This is a genomic window from Chloroflexota bacterium (assembly GCA_016197225.1).
Taxonomy (GTDB): Bacteria; Chloroflexota; Anaerolineae; order Anaerolineales; family VGOW01; genus VGOW01.
In genome coordinates, this window is the sequence record JACPWC010000048.1 from 1 (window position 1) to 16,106 (window position 16,106).

Here is a 16,106-nt window from a genome sequence, read left to right on the forward strand (position 1 = left end):
GCCAGTTGCGTCGGGCGCGGGGGTTGGATCGCTGTCTGGCTCATGGCGACCTCGGGATGGAACGCTGGGTGGGCTGGGGAGTCATTGCTAATAATCTGGCGACCATCGCGCAATTTTTGATCAAGCATCGGCGCGGGGTCCCGCTGCCTTATGTTGAAAAGTGATTTCTTGGACACGAACTAACTATCATCCTGACAAGGAACTCCAAATAATGAAATCCGACCTTGACCGTTTGATGACCGAACGCAACCTTGACGCCTTGCTCGTCACCGGCTCTTCGCATGGCAACCCGACGATGTATTACATGGTGAACGGCGCAGGCTTGGGCGAAATGACGGTGGTGATCAAAAAGCGCGGCGAAGCGCCCGTCATCTTCGCCAACTCGATGGAGCGCGACGAAGCGGCCAAGTCTGGCTTGCGTGTTGTTAATCAGAATCAATTCAGCTTGCCAAAACTGCTCAACGAAGAGAAGGGCAACCGCCTGCGGGCGCGGGCGCGGCTGATGGGCCTGATGCTCGACGAGCTGGGCGTGAAGGGCCGGGTGAGCGTCTATGGCCGCGAGGAACAAGGGGCGGCCTTTGCCTTGTGGAGCGAGTTGATGACCATCCGGCCTGACGTTCAAATCGTGGGCGAGTATAACAACACGATCATGGATCGGGCCTGGTACACCAAAGACGCCGACGAGGTGGTTCGCATCCGGGCGGTTGCCGAAAAGACAATGGCGGTGGTCGAGAACACCTGGAACTTCCTGGCCAGCCGCCAGACAAAAGACGGGGCACTTTTAAAAGACGACGGCTCGCCCTTGACCGTCGGCGATGTCAAACGGCAGATCCGGCGCTGGAGCACGGACTTGAACATCGAGCATCCCGACGACTTCATCTTCGCCGTTGGCCGAGACGCAGGCGTGCCGCACTCGCGCGGCACTGAGACCGACGTGATCGCGCTGGGCAAGACGATTGTGTTCGACATCTTTCCGCGCGAGGCCGGGGGCGGCTACTTCTTCGACTTCACCCGGACGTGGTGCGTTGGCTTCGCGCCGCCCGAAGTGGAGAAAGTCTACAATGACGTGTTGGAGATTTTCAACATCGCCACCGACTCGATGCAGGCCGGCGCGCCGTGTTCGCGCTACCAGAAGATGACCAATGACTTCTTTGAAGCGCGCGGTCACCCAACGGTTCGCAAAGACCCGAAGACGACCGAGGGCTACGTGCATAGCCTGGGGCATGGTGTGGGCCTGAACATTCACGAACGACCGGCGCTCTCGGAATACGATGGCAACACCGACATCCTCGAACCGGGCATCGCCATCACCGTCGAGCCAGGGTTGTACTTTCCCGACCTGGGCTTCGGCGTGCGTATCGAAGACTTCCTGTGGCTTAACCCGGCCACGAACACGCTGGAGACGATTGGCGAGTTTCGGAAGGATTTGGTGATTCCGCTGGCGAGACAATAGCTCATGAAAATGCTTCAAAAAATTTGGCGCTGGGTTCGCACCGAGCAAGCCGCCTTGTTGGGTATTCTGGTTCTGGCCGCCTCTTTGCGTTGGGCGTATATCGGCGCTTATCAGTTCACCCGTGACGAAGTGCCGATGCATCTGACGACGATGATGTTGGGTCGCTATGGCCAATGGACGTGGGGCTCGAACGCTTCACATTCAGCCATCATTCCGATCCACTCTCCTTTCAGCACGTACCTTGCCGCGCTCCCCTATTTGTTTTCCGGCGACCCGCGTCTGGGGCGGCTGTGGGTAGGTGTATTTGGGATATCGGCTGTAGCTGTTTTTTATTACGCGCTCCGGCGGTACTTCGGGGTTGGCGCCGGATTGATCGGCGGCCTCTTGCTGGCCAGCCACACCCTGGCTGTGGACTGGAGCCGAACGGTGTGGAATCCCGATTTTGCCCAGCCGTTCATTGCCGCCTGGGTGCTCACCGGCCTGCTCGGGTATTACGAGCGCCGCCCGCGCATGATCGCTCTCCACTGGCTGATGTTGAGTTTTGTCATTCAACCGCACTTTGCTTACGCCTCCATCGGAGTTCTCTCATTGCTATTATTGGCAATTGCCTGGCGGGGAGCGCCCTCAGAACGCTCAATGATCTTGCGGGCCACCTTGTTTGGCTGGGGCTTGTTTGCCATCAGCATGATCCCGTGGCTGATTGGCCTGGCCCAAATTTATGTCACACGCGATCCGGCCACCGCAAACGTGGCGAAGGACATCGCCTTGGGGAGCAACGTGAACTTTCAGGAGATGGTATTGGTGTTTGAAGAATTATCGGCCTCGGTTGGACGCCAACAGTCTCCCAGCATTGCCATGGGAACCGGCCCGGTGGCGGCCTCCGTGGCGGCCGGACATTGGTGGCCGCCGGTCTGGACCAGTCAGATCTTCCGGGCGCAGGCGCTCCTTTCGTTGCTTGCGGTCGTGATGATGTTCGTGAAAAGCTGGCGCGAGAAAAACCGGGTGCCATTCCTGCTCATCGGTTTGCTTGGCTCGTGGCCGATGGCGGCTTTCTTTGTTGCGCCCGTGAAAGTCTATGCCTTTTACATCATGCCACTCATGTTTGGAGCTGTTGCCAGCCTGGCAATTTTCCTGGCCGACGTGGCTCAATGGCATAAACTGTCGCGGTGGGCGGTCACACTGACCGTCGTCGTCTTTGCCGGAATGCAGGCCTGGCTGACCGTGGCCACCATTCGCGATCAACAATTGGCCGGCAATCTCAAACGCTTCAATGCGCCGCTGGACACTTTTCTTTCGGCCATACGAACCTGGCGCGAGACGGGGGGTAACCGAGAACTCATTTTTCTAACCGAGACTCAAGAAGGCAAATACGACACCAGAGTTCAAACGCAGTTCTGGAGAATCTTTGCCGAGGGCTATCCTTCGCGGGCCATCATTATGAATCCATATCAGGGCGTGCCCATTCCACCCAATGGCGCGATTCTCGTCAGCACTTACGGCGGGGTGGCCATCCCTGATCTGTTCGGCGAAGGCTACCTGACGGGCGAACTGGTGAATGGCGACTCGATGTTTCGTTGGGTAGTGCTGGAGGGGCCGCCGTCATTTCCAATTGACCTTTATCCGCGAAACTTTTCCCGTTTCGCCGGCGGCGCGCGCATTCTTGGCGTAAGTCTCGACAAGCTCTTGCAACCCGGCGCAACCGTGCCGATCAAACTGCTTTGGCGAATTGACAAGGCCAACCCGACACGACTGTATTCATTCTCGGTGCGGCTGGTGGACGATCAGGGCCAGGTCTTCGGGCAGGCAGACGGGTTGTCGCTGTCCATTGATTTGTGGCGCGAAAACGATACCGTCGTCAATCGCCTGCTGTTGCCGGTGTCGGAAAATTATCCGGCGGGTCAGACACCCCGCTTGAACGTGTTGATGTATTCGCCGGAAGGCGTCGAGACGGTCGTGGACGATCGGGAGACTATTGTAGCAACAGAAGTTGCCCTGACCACGACCGGGACCACTGATCATCTCGGTTGGTTTCAATACAATCCTTATGGCGTCCGTTTGCCGCTGACCTCGCATCGCTACTTCGCCCTCTTTAGCGATCAGGTTGACCTGCTCGGATTCTCCGCCCCGTCAATCGTCGCTCACCCTGGCGAGGCCGTTCCCCTCACGCTTTATTGGGCGGCGGCGCAAACGCCGACGGTCAACTATCACGTCTTCGTCCATTTGCGCGATGAGAATGGCAACCTTGTGGGCCAGGCCGACAAGGCCAACCCTGCCGGGTTGCCCGCCACCCATTGGACGACGACGCATTATCTGGCCGATGACCATCAACTCGTTATTGCGCCTGATGCGCCGCCAGGGCGTTATCAATTGTTTGTCGGGTTGTGGGAAGAAAGTGTTGGCCGAGCGAACGCCTACGACGAGTCGGGCAACCTGTTTGGCGACAGTGTCCCGCTTGGAGTTTTTGTGGAAGTCCAACCCTGATGACCCTTCGCGTTCTTGGCATCGAAACTTCCTGTGACGAAACATCTGCCGCCGTCGTCGAAGACGGGCGGAAGATTCTGTCGAATATCATTTCGTCGCAAGCCGATCTGCATGCCAAGTACGGCGGCGTGTTCCCGGAGATGGCGTCGCGAATGCACATTGAAACCATCCATCCCGTCATCACCCAGGCGATGAGCGAAGCAAACGTCACGCTCGACGATATTCAGGCCATCGCCGTCACGCGCGGGCCGGGGCTAGCCGGGTCATTGCTGGTCGGCGTGAACGTGGCGAAAGGACTGGCGCTCGGTCGCGGCCTGCCCCTCGTCGGCGTAAGCCACCTCGAAGGTCATTTGTATTCGTTGTGGCTGATCGAGGGCGCGGGCGAGGTGCGGTTTCCGGTGATGTGCCTGATCGTCTCCGGCGGCCACACCGAGTTGGTGCTGATGACAGATCACCTGCACTACACCCGCCTCGGCGGCACGATTGACGACGCCGCCGGCGAGGCCTTCGACAAGGTGGGGCGCATGCTCGGCCTGCCATATCCGGGCGGCCCCCACGTCGAAAAAGTTGCGCGAGACGGCAACCCGCTGGCCTACAACTTTCCCCGCGCCAAAACGGATCGCCCTTACGATTTTTCGTTCAGTGGACTCAAGACCTCGGTGCTGTACGAACTCAAGCGGCAAGCGCCGACTCTGCGACCCGGCGAGGAGCCGCCTCCACCCGGGGTGCCGATTCCTGATCTCGCCGCCAGTTTTCAGGCTGCCCTCGTGCAGGCTCTTGTCGAGAAGACCGTCGCCGCCGCCCGCGCGCACAAGGCCACAGCCATTTTCATGGCCGGGGGTGTGTCGGCCAACAAGGCTCTGCGGGCCGAGATGGAAAAACAAGCTGGCGATCTCCCTGTCCGATTCCCGCCCCTCGTCCTCTGCACCGACAACGCGGCTATGATCGCCGCCGCCGGTCACTGGCGCTACCTGGCCGGTCAGCGCGACTCGCTTGACATGGACATCAGGCCGAATTGGAAGTTGACGTGAAAAAAGACTTCCGAAGTCTTGGAGACTTCGGAAGTCTTTTTTAACCGAACGCCTCAAACTTCACTTCCGGGAATTTCTGCAAGCAGTAATCCAAATCGAATTGCGACTTGAAGAGGGCAACCAGGCGTTCCTGAGAGTCGCGGGCTTTGAGCAGGCCGTGGCCCCAGGGGAGGCGGTCTATGGCCTCGGTGGAACCGTCCATCCAACGCGAGAGACGATACGGCAGCGGCTCCAGAATTGTGCTCACGGTGTATTCGGCCTCCAGCCGGGCCCGCACCACATCAAACTGCAACTGCCCCACGGCGGCCAGGATCGGGGTGCGCTGATAGGCGTCTACGTCGTATAAAACCTGCATGGCCCCCTCGGTCTCCAGCTGGCGCAAGCCCTTCTGAAATTGCTTTTGCTTGCCAATATCGCTATTCCGCAGGAGGGCAAAGTGCTCCGGTTGGAAGCGCGGGATGGGCGCGAAGGCGAAGCGCTCGCCCGCCACCAGCGTGTCGCCGATGGCGAAACTGCCGTTGTTGGGCAAGCCGATGATGTCGCCCGGAAAAGCCTCTTCGAGCAGTTCGCGCTCGTTGGCGAAGAACTTGTAAGGCCGGGGCAGGCGAATGGCCTTGCCGCTTTGCGAATGATGCACGCTCATGTCGCGCTCGAAGCGGCCCGAGCACACGCGCAGGAAAGCGACGCTGTCGCGGTGATTCGGATTCATGTTGGCCTGGATCTTGAAGATGAAGCCGGAGAACTCCGGCCGATCCGGTTTAACGGCGCCGCCGTCACTTTTATAAGGCCGGGGAGTGGGGGCTTGCTCCACAAACGCATCTAAAAAGAGGCGGACACCAAAATTGGTGAGAGCACTGCCGAAGTAAACAGGCGTTTGCGCTTCGGCCAGCACCAGTTCGTGATCAAATTCAAAGCCCAGCCCGTCGAGCAGTGACAGGTTGGTTTGAAGGGCGGCGATCTCGTCGGCGCTGAGGTGCTCGGTCAGGCGCGGGTCATCGAGGGCGAGGATGGTTTCGAGAGCGGCGGTCTGGTTGTGGGCGGTGCGGTCGAAGAGGTGGACGAGGCGGGCACCCCGGTCACACACGCCGCGAAAGCCCGGGCCGTCGCCAATCGGCCAGTTCATCGGCACCGGTTGCATGCCGAGCACGGTTTCGATCTCGTCCAACAAGTCAAGCGGGTCGCGGGCCGGCCTGTCCATCTTGTTGATGAAGGTGAAGACGGGCAGGCCGCGCTGGCGGCAGACGTCGAACAGTTTGCGAGTCTGCGGCTCGATGCCTTTGGCCGCGTCCAGCACCATCACCGCGCTGTCGGCCGCGGCCAGGGTGCGGTAGGTGTCTTCGGAGAAATCCTCGTGGCCGGGCGTGTCGAGCAGGTTGATCACCCGGCCCTTGTACGGGAATTGCAAAACGGTCGAGGTGATCGAGATGCCGCGCTCGCGTTCAATCGCCATCCAGTCGGAGCGGGTACTGCGCTGGTTGCGGCGGTCGCGCACGCTCCCGGCCAGGTGAATGGCGTTGCCGTAGAGCAAGAGCTTCTCGGTGAGAGTGGTCTTGCCCGCGTCCGGGTGGGAGATGATGGCGAAGGTGCGCCGGGCGGCGATTTGCTCGGCGAGAGGGGAGGCCAGTGTTGTTTCGGGTGAGATCATCATGCGATAAGATGGAGAACGCGGATTCGTGGAACGCGAAGCGAACGGATTGATCCGTTAAATTCCACGAATCCGTTATTCTTTTCGATGCAAACAAAACGGCCACGGTTGGTAGCTCCGTGACCGTTGGGACAGTCAGTGGCGCAATTGTAACACAGCTATTTCTTCCAATGCACAAACTTTGCGTTCTCGGTGTGCCATTGAAATGGGCTTAAGTTTTATAGGGTGTTTTGCTTTCAAATAATCGCATTTGTGCTTGCATACCTGATTGCTCAATTACATTTTCAGGAATAGGTAATTTCTCCAAAGAACGCGGCTCAACCTTTACTGCGCCATCACCATATGATTTTCCAATCATAGCCAGATTGGCTACCGTATCAGGATGATTCAGAATTTTCCAGAGATGGTCAACATGTTCCTTGTCGTCACTCTTGGGGTAGACGCACAGAAAACATGTGAGAGGAATAATCCTTGCCGCGTTGCGGATAAACCTTGAATTTCGTCGCCCCAAATAGGCAAACAAAAAAGGCGGCGCGATTCGTGTCTCTGTCTTATACCAAGGCTTTCGCTGCGAAATGAGCGGCTTTTGTGGTAATCCGAGGGCTTCGCCTTTTTTTAGATATTCTTTCAGGCTTTCAGGATAGTTCTCGAAAGAGTCTCCATTCAAAGCAAGTAGAAATGTGGGTCTTCCTTTGGCTTCAAGTAAATCTAAGGTTGCTTGCGTAATTTCTTCGGTAGGCACATCTCTTGTTCGTCCAACCGCTCTTGTGAAATAGCAATCTGAAATACCGGTTTGCTTTATCTGTTCATTGGTCATAAAAAAGAATTCGTTTGCCCCAGTCGCAACACCACGAACTATTTGCACAAAATCCCCTAGGATATATTTGCTTGCTTTCCCCGTTGCTAGCGGTCTTGATAGGCCCGTGCTCAGACCTTCGGATAGTTTCCGCTGAGTAACAGTTAATCCGTTTGTAGGCGTCATCTCAAAGCCTGAGCGAACCCACATCTTGAGAGTTTCAGTCTGTAACTCGTGGCACTTGACCCACAAAAAATTTTCTTTTGGCGGTGCTTTGCGGATAAAGAATATGAGCGGATTCGTATCTACATTTGGGAATGGAGAAGCGTTGGGAGTAAAAGCGATTACGGCATCCAAGGCATAGTTTGCTGAAATCCAACGCCACAGGTCATGTGCAAATTTACCTTCGCATGTATCAGCAGGCATAATGAAAGCCAGCCGCCCATTTTCATTTAGCAAAGTCAGGGCGCGAATCAGAAAATAGACGTGCAACCCTGCGCGCCCATCCAAAATAGCCCCTACGGTTTGCAGGCTTAATCGCTTGAGTAGTTCTTTAGTTTCCGCCGATATACGATGGTGCCGAATATAGGGTGGGTTAGCAACAATTGCAGATAGCTTTTCTTGCGGAGGCTGAAAGACAAAGTCGCCGATTTTGACTCCCGCGATGTCGTTTCTACTCAGCCCTTGCTCAATGGCTTGCTCTAATGCGATTGGATCAATGTCCATACCTAAAAGATTGACAGACATCTCTTTTTCTTTTGCTGTAGTTTTTGCTGCTCGAAAAAATGCCCCTGCGCCTACGGCAGGGTCAAACAATGTGCCACCTTCGTCGGCAAGCACATAATCAACCATTGCTTCGGCAATCCAATCAGGCGTCCAGAACTGCCCTTTTTTGCGGAGCAGCTCTCTGGCTTCACCTGACGCAGGTATTTTGTAAGAGTTAATCTTTTGCATTTGCCATTTTTCGCAGAATATCTACTGCTTCGTCTCTCAAAGACATTGTTCCACCTTCAAAATGAACATAAGGCAGGATGTGACCATTCTTATCGACTATGTGCTTAGCGATGAGTTGTGGTTCTTCATGAGCATCACCTAGCGGGAAACCATAGTGGTAATAGAATTTGTAAAGGGACTTTCTGGTCGTTGCACCACCTGGAGCCTGAAAAGTTTGCTCAGTCGGTTGGGTGTAACCTTCTTCAATTAGCTTTTGCGCCTTGTCAAAAGCAATGCCGAATGCCATATCATAGAAAACGTGCCAAATGTGAATGGGGATTTCATTGGCGTCTTGCCACGCCTGCAATGGTTCGCGGTCTTCTTCCTTCAAGATGATTGTGGGCAGAACTGCGTTTTTCTTCAGACCCACTTTGCCGCCCAATCGTTTTTGTGGTTTCAATTCAGCGCCGTAATTTGGCATGAGTTGCCCTTTCCAAAGGCTGTTTTCGCATTCTACGGCGACAACGACTTTCGACAACATTTCTTTGATGCTCTTGTCATCTTCAACAGTGAAGGGTAGTTCGGATAAGCCGCCAAGATTGTCAATCAATTTTTCAATGGCTCGCTGGTCTGTCTTGCTGAAAATTAACAAGTCAGGACGCTTAATTGCACCCAAGCCAGCTGCTTCCAACCGCTCAAAATAGAGTTCAAATGCTCTGACATCATTATCTGGTGCAGTTCCACTCGGGCCATAAGGTATCGCAAAAAACTCATTGGTTTCATTAACGGCATGGGTGATTCGTTCTTCGCTCCATACGCCTTGTGACCAGCGCATGAGAAAGTCGCTGCCACGCAAACGGCGAGGATTAAGCAGAAAATTCGACCATTCAACTGAAGCATATCCCCTGAGTTCGAATTCGATGTTTTCGACACAAACGCTCAAGGCTTTTTCAAACAGATGCATATCGGATTCTCCCAAAAACAAATTATACCTTGCGCACACTTGGTTTCAACGGCGAGATGGCACTGCTGTTTACGATGGTCAGTGAGGAGGGCCGAACTAGGAATATACGGGCAGTATAATCCCTTTTGGGCTAAAGCCTTTGGGACGTCATTCGGCTCAATTTCGAATCACCCCTCGCCCCTGCCCGGTGAGCACTTCTTTTCCATGTTGGTTGCGGCAGACCCACTCAACCGACATTCGGATATGTCCTTCGGCCTGTTCCAGTTCGGTGATCTTCACCTCACAGCGCATGGTGTCGCCGGCGAACACCGGGCGATGAAATTGGAAGTTGAGTTCGCGGGCGATATAGTTCAAGTCGCCGCCGATCTTGGTGGGTAGGGTGGCGGTCAGCAATCCTTGAGCCATCAAGCGCCCCTGCTCGTCCGGCGTCACGTGATGCACGCCTTCGTCGCCGGACACTTTGCTAAAGAGGCGGATGTCCTCTTCGGTGAAGGTTCGTTCCTATGATGTTATCTCACCAACTTGCATAATGTAGCTTCCTGCGGCAACCAAAAATCTCACCGCGAAGACGCCAAGAGCGCAAAGGGTTCCCTAAAATTCTTTGCGTCCTTTGCGCCTTCGCGGTGAAAAATCTTCGCGGGGTGATAGTTTTTCAAGGGCAATACTATAAGTTCACCTTACGATCTCAGCCCCCGCCGAAGCCTTGCACACGTAAATCTCCGGCTTGAGGCTGGTGGCGGCCTCGTAATGTTTCGCCAGTTGGTGCTTGAAGTCTTCAACGACGCTGGCCGCCACGAGAGCCACAGCGCAACCGCCGAAACCCGCGCCGGTCAGCCGCGCCCCGTAACAGCCTTCCAAACTTTGGGCGATGCCCACCATTACATTCAACTCGAAGCAACTCACTTCGTAGAGATCGCGCAACGTTCGATGCGACTCGTTCATGGCGAAGCCAAAGGCGGCGATGTCGTTCCGACGAAGCGCCTCGACGGCGGTCACCGTGCGCTCACATTCTTCGACAACGTGGCGCGCCCTTCGGGCGACTTCGGGCGCGAGCAGGTGTGAGTATTTGTCGAAGTTGGCGGCGCTCACGTCGCGCAAGGCGCGAATGTCCGGAAGGACGGCGGCCAAGACGCGCACGGCTTCTTCGCACGCCGCCCGGCGATTGTTGTACTCGGACTTGCCCAGTTCGCGGCGCTTGGTTGTGTCGGCGATGACAATGGCCACGTCGGGCGGCAGGGGAACCGGCGACCACTCCAGAGTCCGGCAATCGAGGAGCAGAGCGTAACCGGCCTGGCCGCTGGCGCAGGCAAACTGATCCATGAGGCCGCAGTTGACGCCGACGTAAGTGTTCTCCGCCTTCTGGCAGAGCAAAGCCAATCCCATTCCACTTTTCTGCCAGCCGCCAAGTTCGCGCCAGGCAACGGCAAAGGCCAACTCGACGGCGGCGCTCGAACTGAGGCCCGCGCCGCGCGGCACGTCCGAGCCGAGCACGGCATCCATTCCAGAGACGGCCAAACCTGAGTTGATGAGGGCGTGAGCGACGCCTGCCGGATACAGCGCCCAGTCCGGCAACGGGCTACCCGTCACTGTTTGTTTAGCCGCCGTTTCAGTGACGCGAAACGTCACGCTGTCATCGAGATCAGCCGCGCCGAGCGAGACGAGGACGCTGTCGCAACGACCGACGGCGAGATAGGCGGCGCGATCAATCGCAACCGGCAGAACCCAGCCATCGTTGTAGTCCACGTGCTCGCCGAGCAGGTTGACGCGGCCCGGCGAGCGGGCGACGAAAGCCGGTTCCGCGCCGCCGAAAGATTTTTTGAAGCGGGTCAGGACACGGTCGAGGGAGGACATGGTGGGCGGCGTTTTATTTCTAACGGCAAGTTTATATTACTGATCCGTAAAGTCCTTGTTGATCACGTCTGCAACTCTGCCGCCAACCCCAACGCTGCCATCGCCTCGCGCAACTTCTCCCAATTCTTCACCTCAACCGCCGTCGGGCCGAGCGTCTCGCCAAGATGGCGGCTGGCTTGCGGCGAGCGGCGCAAGGTTTCCAACACCTCAGGACTGCTCACCCGCAGAACCAGCGCCTGCGCCGCCCGAACTTCAATGCCGTTGCGTCCCCAGCGCTCGACCATGTCAATCAAGTGCTTTGGCACATGCTCACAGGCGCGGCGCAAAAAGGCGGTGATGTGCCGGGCGGTGATTCCCTGCCGGGCGGCGACCTGCAAAGAGTTGCCGGTGAGGCGGTAGGAATAGGCGTCGTCGCCGGTCAGCGGGCCGGGGGCCAGCCATTCGCCGATGCGGGCCGCCTGAAAACGGTCGTAGCGATTCGCGCTGCGGCTCACCAGCAGAACGCCGTCGCCCCTGGCAATCATCGGCTTCGGCTTATCTGCAATCTTCCACTCGCCGCCTGCGTGCGTGAAAACCTCAAAGATTGGCGTCAGACGAAACGCATCCGATGACTCGCTTTTATCCACCAGCCCCAGCCAGTGCAGTGGCCCTCTAATCAAATAGCGCAACAGCGCCCCATCCACCTTGTCCCAGTGCTCGAAGCCGCGCAAATATTCGCCGCTTCCGGCGTCGCGGATGTACCACGAGTCGTAGTCTCCCGCAGGCCGCTGAAAGTCCGGGTGATGCTCGCGCACAAAGCCGACGAACGACTCAAGCGAACGCCACTCGCCTGCCGGCAAATCAGCGCACAAACGAATCACGAATGCGCGCGTGGCAACCGGGTCATTGCTCCACGCACCCGGTTCCGTGCGCAGTGTTGGCACATGCCACAAGTCGTTCCACGCCTTCGAGTCGCGCCAGGCCTCGGCCAGCCTTCGCAGTTGCTCGCCGCGAGAGGCGCGCAAAAATTCCTTCACCGGCTCCGGGTTGAGCTTGTGATCGAGAAGCAAATTGAGATCGGCCAGCAGGGCCAGGCACAGATCAAGCGCCGGGAGTCGAAGATGAGATGAAAGGTGATCGTCGAGCGGGCGGCTCAACTGGATGGCGGCCAGAACGGTGACAACATCGTCCACCAGCGCCGAGCTGGCCGGTTGAGCCGAAGCCGACTCAGACGGGGCCACCGCCTCAGCCGGGGAAGCCGCCGCTGGCGGTTCCACCTGTGGCAGAAGTGGGAGCAGATCGTTGGGAATGAAAAAAAACTCCTGCGGCCCCGAGTCGGTCTCCATGAAAGCGCGGCCCATCAGCCCGTTGAAGTACAGCGCCTCGCCGGCGTTGAGCGGCGACTCCCACGGGCGCTCGCGGGCCAGAGCCGCCGGGCCGAGCGGGCGTGGCTCGCCAAAGCGCCGGATGAAGGGCGGGGCGGGCAGGCGGCCTTCGGCTTGAATGAGCGCCTCGAGGGCTAAACGAGTTTGCGCCTGGAGATCGGGCGCTTCGGGCAGAGAGTCAAGGTTGGGGTCGCCGAGGACGCGGGTGAGGAGCAGATCGAGGGCGTCGGGAATTTTGAGAGCGGTAGCCAACTCGAGGGCGGCGGCACGGGCGTTGGAAGCATTCAACTCAACGCCGGCCTGCTCGGCAACAGCTTTCAGCAGAGTCAAATCGTAGTCGAGGTAAATGTGTTCGAGGTCGGGCATGGGCTGAGTAATCAGTGAACAGTGAACAGTTGTCAGTGATAGTCGGCCACTGTTCACCGTTTACTGTTCACTGTTCACTACACTAACAACTGCACCGCCCCCGCCATCATCTCCACCTCCACCGTCCTCGTGTTCACTTCGTAGGGCGACCAGAGTTCGCCGTCGGTGTGAATGGGCAGGGCGCGGTCGGCCTCGAGGCGTAGTTTGCGAAACGCGCCCATCGTGACGTGCCTGGACTTCGGATGAGTCCCGTTCATCACCATTGGCAACAGGCCGAGGATGGTGAGGCGGTTGACGTGGCCGATCAGGGCGTACTCAAACGTGCCATCGTCCACCTTCGAGTCGGGCGTGGTGCGGAAGCCGCCACCCTCGCGCGGGCCGTTGCCCAGCGTCAACATCAGCATGTTGCGCTCAATCGTTGGCCCGTCGTCGAACGCGAGTTTGGAATGCGACGATTCGTAATCCTGGGCAATCGTCATCATCACCGCCGTCAGATACATTATGAAGCCGTACATGTTCGTGATCTTGCGGCTCATAATATTCACTTTAGCGTCGAAGCCGATGCCGACCGTGTTGTTCCAGTATTCAAGCCGTCCGTTGTTGTCGCGAATCAGGCCCACGTCAACCGCTTTGGGCGTTCCGGTGAAGATGCGCTTGGCAGCCTCAGCCGGGTCGAGCGGCACGCCCGCGCCAAACGCAAAATCGTTGCCGGAGCCGATGGGCACCACGCCTAGTTTGGGCCGGTGTTGCGGGGCGACGCGCATCAGGCCGTTGATCACTTCGTGCACCGTGCCGTCGCCGCCCATCGCCACCACCGTGTCGAAACCTTCCAGCCCGGCTTTGGCCGCTAGGTCGGTGGCGTGCGCCGGATATTCCGTGCCCACCCACTCTGCGCCGCCGTGTTCTTCCACGATGGCTCGCAAGTCAGAGGCGCGTTGCCCGGAGCGCCCGCGATCGGACATTGGATTGAAGATCAGTTTGACTTTGCTCATGGCTTTAATCTTCCCAGCCGCTTTCTTCCACGGCCATGAAAATATCGGTCGCCGACACCATGCCGATCAGCTTGCCAAAGTCATCGGCCACTGGCAGGTGATGCACCTTGAGTTCGCCCATCCTCTGCGAGCACTGCCGGATTGACCATTCAATGCGGGCGGTGATGATCGGGGCGCTCATGATCTCTTTGCATTTCAAGGTGCGGGTGTCGCGGTCGTGGGCGGCCACTTTGTCGCGAATGTCGGTGCTGGTGATGATGCCGTAAGGTTCGCCGGCTTTGGGCGGGGCCACGATCACGCTATGGATGTTGTGGCGGCGCATGATCGTCAGCGCATGGGCCACCGTGTCCTCTTGCTCGACGATGATCACCGGGCTGGTCATAATGTCTTTCACGGAATAAGTCATGGCGCTCCTCCAGAGTGAAGTGCGACGATTATAGACCTGAATTAATGCAGACACCAAATGTTTCTGCCTCAAAGTACCCCGCAATGATTACCCATATCTCGAAAGCTCCCCGTCCGCGTCCCCGCAGCATTTGCGGGTAATCACCAGGTACCCCCTGCCCTTGTTGCCTTCCAGCGCCCTTGTGCTATACTCCAACAAAATGAACGTTTTTCAGCACTGGCAGGAACGATTCGAGAGTTTGGGCCTGGGCGAATTTTGGCGCGAATTGATGCGGCCCGGCTCGCCTACGGCCTTTCTCGCCGCCCAAAGCCTGCGGATTGCCCAACCGGCCCTCTCGGTCTTCACCGACGAGGCCGGGGTCGCCGCCATTGACTCCCTGGCCGCCCGGCTCGAAGGCCCCGACGAAACGGAGACCCAATCATGAGTCTCGAAGCCACGTTCGGACTCGGCGGCGTGATTTTCGCCGCCCTGCTCATCCTCCTCTTCTGGTTTTTGGCCCGGCGCTCGGGCCGCCCCCCGGCCCTGCGCGAGATCGAGGCCTTCCAGAACTTGCCGCAGAAAGTTGGCGAGGCGGTTGAGAGCGGCAAGCGCGTTCACGTCTCGCTCGGGTCGGGCGCGGTGGGTGGAAAAAACACGGTGGCGGCCCTGGCCGGGTTGTCGGTGCTGGAAACCATCGCCGAGGCGGCCACCATTTCCGACAAACCGCCCATCGTCACCAGCGGCGACGGCGTTTCCACGATTCTGGCCCAGGATACTCTGCGCCGAGTCTACAAACAACAAAACGCCGAAGACCTCTACGATCATCTGGCAGGCCGCCTGGCCGGCCCGACGACGATGTCGTACACCGCCGGGGTGATGACGACCCTCAAAGATGAAAGCGTCTCCACCAGTTTGCTCATCGGTAGTTATGACCGCGAAGTGGCGTTGATGGCCGACGCCGGCCTGAGCCAGAATGCGCACCAGATCATCGGCACCGACAGCACGCAGGGCCAGGCGCTGGCTTACGTGTCTGGCGACCACGCTCTAATTGGCGAAGATATGTTTGCCAGCGGCGCTTACCTGGCCGGCGGCAAGCCCGCGCACCGCGCCAGCCTGCAAATGCAGGACGTGTTGCGCCTGGTGGTTGTGGCCGCTGTCGTCGGCGGCATGATCGCCAAAATTTTGGGACTGATATGAAATTGCGTTTGCCAGTGGCCGTTGCCGTTCTGGCCGGTTTGGCCACGCTCGCCCTTTATTTCATTCCACCCGTCACCCTGCCGGGCAACGTTGATCTGCGGTTGTTGTTGGTGGAGTGGGCGGCGACGCTGGGCGCGGTGGCCTTGTTGCTCGGCGTGCTCAATCTGGCCTTTGTTCACCTTCGCAAGATCAGCCTCTTCAGCAGTGGTTGGGCTTACAGCATCTTCCTCCTGTTGGCGCTGGTGATCATGCTGGGCCTGGGCCTGCTGGCCATACTGACCCCCGATCCTTTTGCCAGCGCCGCCCGCGAAGGCACGCGATTTGCATTCCTTTATATTCAAACTCCGGTCGAAGCCTCACTGGCCGCTTTGTTGGTGGTGGTGATGGTGCTGGCCGGGGCGCGGCTGATCTACAAACGCCGCAACGGGCCGGCAGTGCTGTTCATCATCGTCACCTTGATTTTGATCGCCGGACTGGCTCCGATCAATTTGCCCGGCTTCGACGGCCTCGCCGCCCTGCGCGACTGGGTGACTCAGGTTCCAGCCGTCGGCGGCGCGCGCGGCATTTTGCTGGGCATTGCCCTGGGCACCGTTGCCACCGGCCTGCGCGTAATTCTGGGGGCCGACCACCCCTACGGAGAATAAAGTA

At 58.0% G+C, this 16,106-nt stretch carries 13 protein-coding genes and 1 pseudogene; 6 read left to right on the forward strand and 8 right to left on the reverse strand.

Annotated features, from left to right (window positions below; translation table 11 throughout):
* Nucleotides 1-211: 211 nt before the first annotated feature.
* From HYZ49_07895 to tsaD, 3 genes are read left to right on the forward strand one after another with little or no spacing between them, the layout of a single operon-like run.
* Nucleotides 212-1,453 carry an aminopeptidase P family protein gene (locus tag HYZ49_07895; GenBank protein ID MBI3242199.1) on the forward strand — a complete coding sequence of 414 codons (1,242 nt, stop codon included), beginning with the start codon at nt 212-214 and terminating at the stop codon, nt 1,451-1,453.
* Nucleotides 1,454-1,456: 3 nt separating this feature from the next.
* The gene (locus HYZ49_07900) at nt 1,457-3,934 is read left to right on the forward strand and encodes a hypothetical protein (GenBank protein ID MBI3242200.1); all 2,478 of its coding nucleotides are present in this window, start codon (nt 1,457-1,459) and stop codon (nt 3,932-3,934) included.
* Nucleotides 3,934-4,965 (forward strand): tRNA (adenosine(37)-N6)-threonylcarbamoyltransferase complex transferase subunit TsaD, encoded by a 1,032-nt coding sequence (tsaD, locus tag HYZ49_07905; GenBank protein MBI3242201.1) that lies wholly within the window; start codon nt 3,934-3,936, stop codon nt 4,963-4,965. The genes HYZ49_07900 and tsaD overlap by 1 nt, the downstream gene beginning before the upstream one ends.
* Nucleotides 4,966-5,005: 40 nt before the next feature.
* Here the strand turns inward: tsaD and HYZ49_07910 are convergent, their stop codons facing one another.
* From HYZ49_07910 to HYZ49_07945, 8 genes and pseudogenes are all read right to left on the reverse strand, one after another.
* Nucleotides 5,006-6,589, reverse strand: coding sequence for a peptide chain release factor 3 (locus HYZ49_07910; GenBank protein MBI3242202.1), 1,584 nt, complete (start codon nt 6,587-6,589; stop codon nt 5,006-5,008).
* A 232-nt stretch (nt 6,590-6,821) separates the two neighbouring features.
* Nucleotides 6,822-8,351, reverse strand: coding sequence for an SAM-dependent DNA methyltransferase (locus HYZ49_07915; GenBank protein ID MBI3242203.1), 1,530 nt, complete (start codon nt 8,349-8,351; stop codon nt 6,822-6,824).
* Complete coding sequence (locus tag HYZ49_07920; protein MBI3242204.1) at nt 8,347-9,303, reverse strand: AccI family restriction endonuclease; 957 nt, start codon at nt 9,301-9,303, stop codon at nt 8,347-8,349. The genes HYZ49_07915 and HYZ49_07920 overlap by 5 nt, the downstream gene beginning before the upstream one ends.
* 156 nt (nt 9,304-9,459) lie before the next feature.
* Nucleotides 9,460-9,831: pseudogene (locus HYZ49_07925) on the reverse strand (MaoC family dehydratase N-terminal domain-containing protein).
* Nucleotides 9,832-9,975: 144 nt separating this feature from the next.
* A complete protein-coding gene (galK, locus tag HYZ49_07930; GenBank protein MBI3242205.1) occupies nt 9,976-11,154 on the reverse strand; it encodes a galactokinase in 1,179 nt (392 codons plus the stop codon).
* 62 nt (nt 11,155-11,216) lie between these two features.
* Nucleotides 11,217-12,884, reverse strand: a complete 1,668-nt coding sequence (locus HYZ49_07935; GenBank protein ID MBI3242206.1) for a helicase-associated domain-containing protein — start codon at nt 12,882-12,884, stop codon at nt 11,217-11,219.
* Nucleotides 12,885-12,961: 77 nt separating this feature from the next.
* Nucleotides 12,962-13,876 (reverse strand): diacylglycerol kinase family lipid kinase, encoded by a 915-nt coding sequence (locus tag HYZ49_07940; protein MBI3242207.1) that lies wholly within the window; start codon nt 13,874-13,876, stop codon nt 12,962-12,964.
* 4 nt (nt 13,877-13,880) lie between these two features.
* Nucleotides 13,881-14,282, reverse strand: coding sequence for a CBS domain-containing protein (locus tag HYZ49_07945; GenBank protein MBI3242208.1), 402 nt, complete (start codon nt 14,280-14,282; stop codon nt 13,881-13,883).
* 199 nt (nt 14,283-14,481) lie between these two features.
* Between HYZ49_07945 and HYZ49_07950 the strand changes: the two genes are divergently transcribed.
* The 3 genes from HYZ49_07950 to HYZ49_07960 are packed head-to-tail and all read left to right on the forward strand — an operon-like array spanning nt 14,482 to nt 16,102.
* Nucleotides 14,482-14,706, forward strand: coding sequence for a hypothetical protein (locus HYZ49_07950; protein MBI3242209.1), 225 nt, complete (start codon nt 14,482-14,484; stop codon nt 14,704-14,706).
* Nucleotides 14,703-15,458, forward strand: coding sequence for a hypothetical protein (locus HYZ49_07955; protein ID MBI3242210.1), 756 nt, complete (start codon nt 14,703-14,705; stop codon nt 15,456-15,458). The genes HYZ49_07950 and HYZ49_07955 overlap by 4 nt, the downstream gene beginning before the upstream one ends.
* On the forward strand, nt 15,455-16,102 hold the full coding sequence (locus HYZ49_07960; GenBank protein ID MBI3242211.1) for a hypothetical protein: 648 nt from the start codon (nt 15,455-15,457) through the stop codon (nt 16,100-16,102). The genes HYZ49_07955 and HYZ49_07960 overlap by 4 nt, the downstream gene beginning before the upstream one ends.
* The last annotated feature ends 4 nt before the right edge of the window (nt 16,103-16,106 follow it).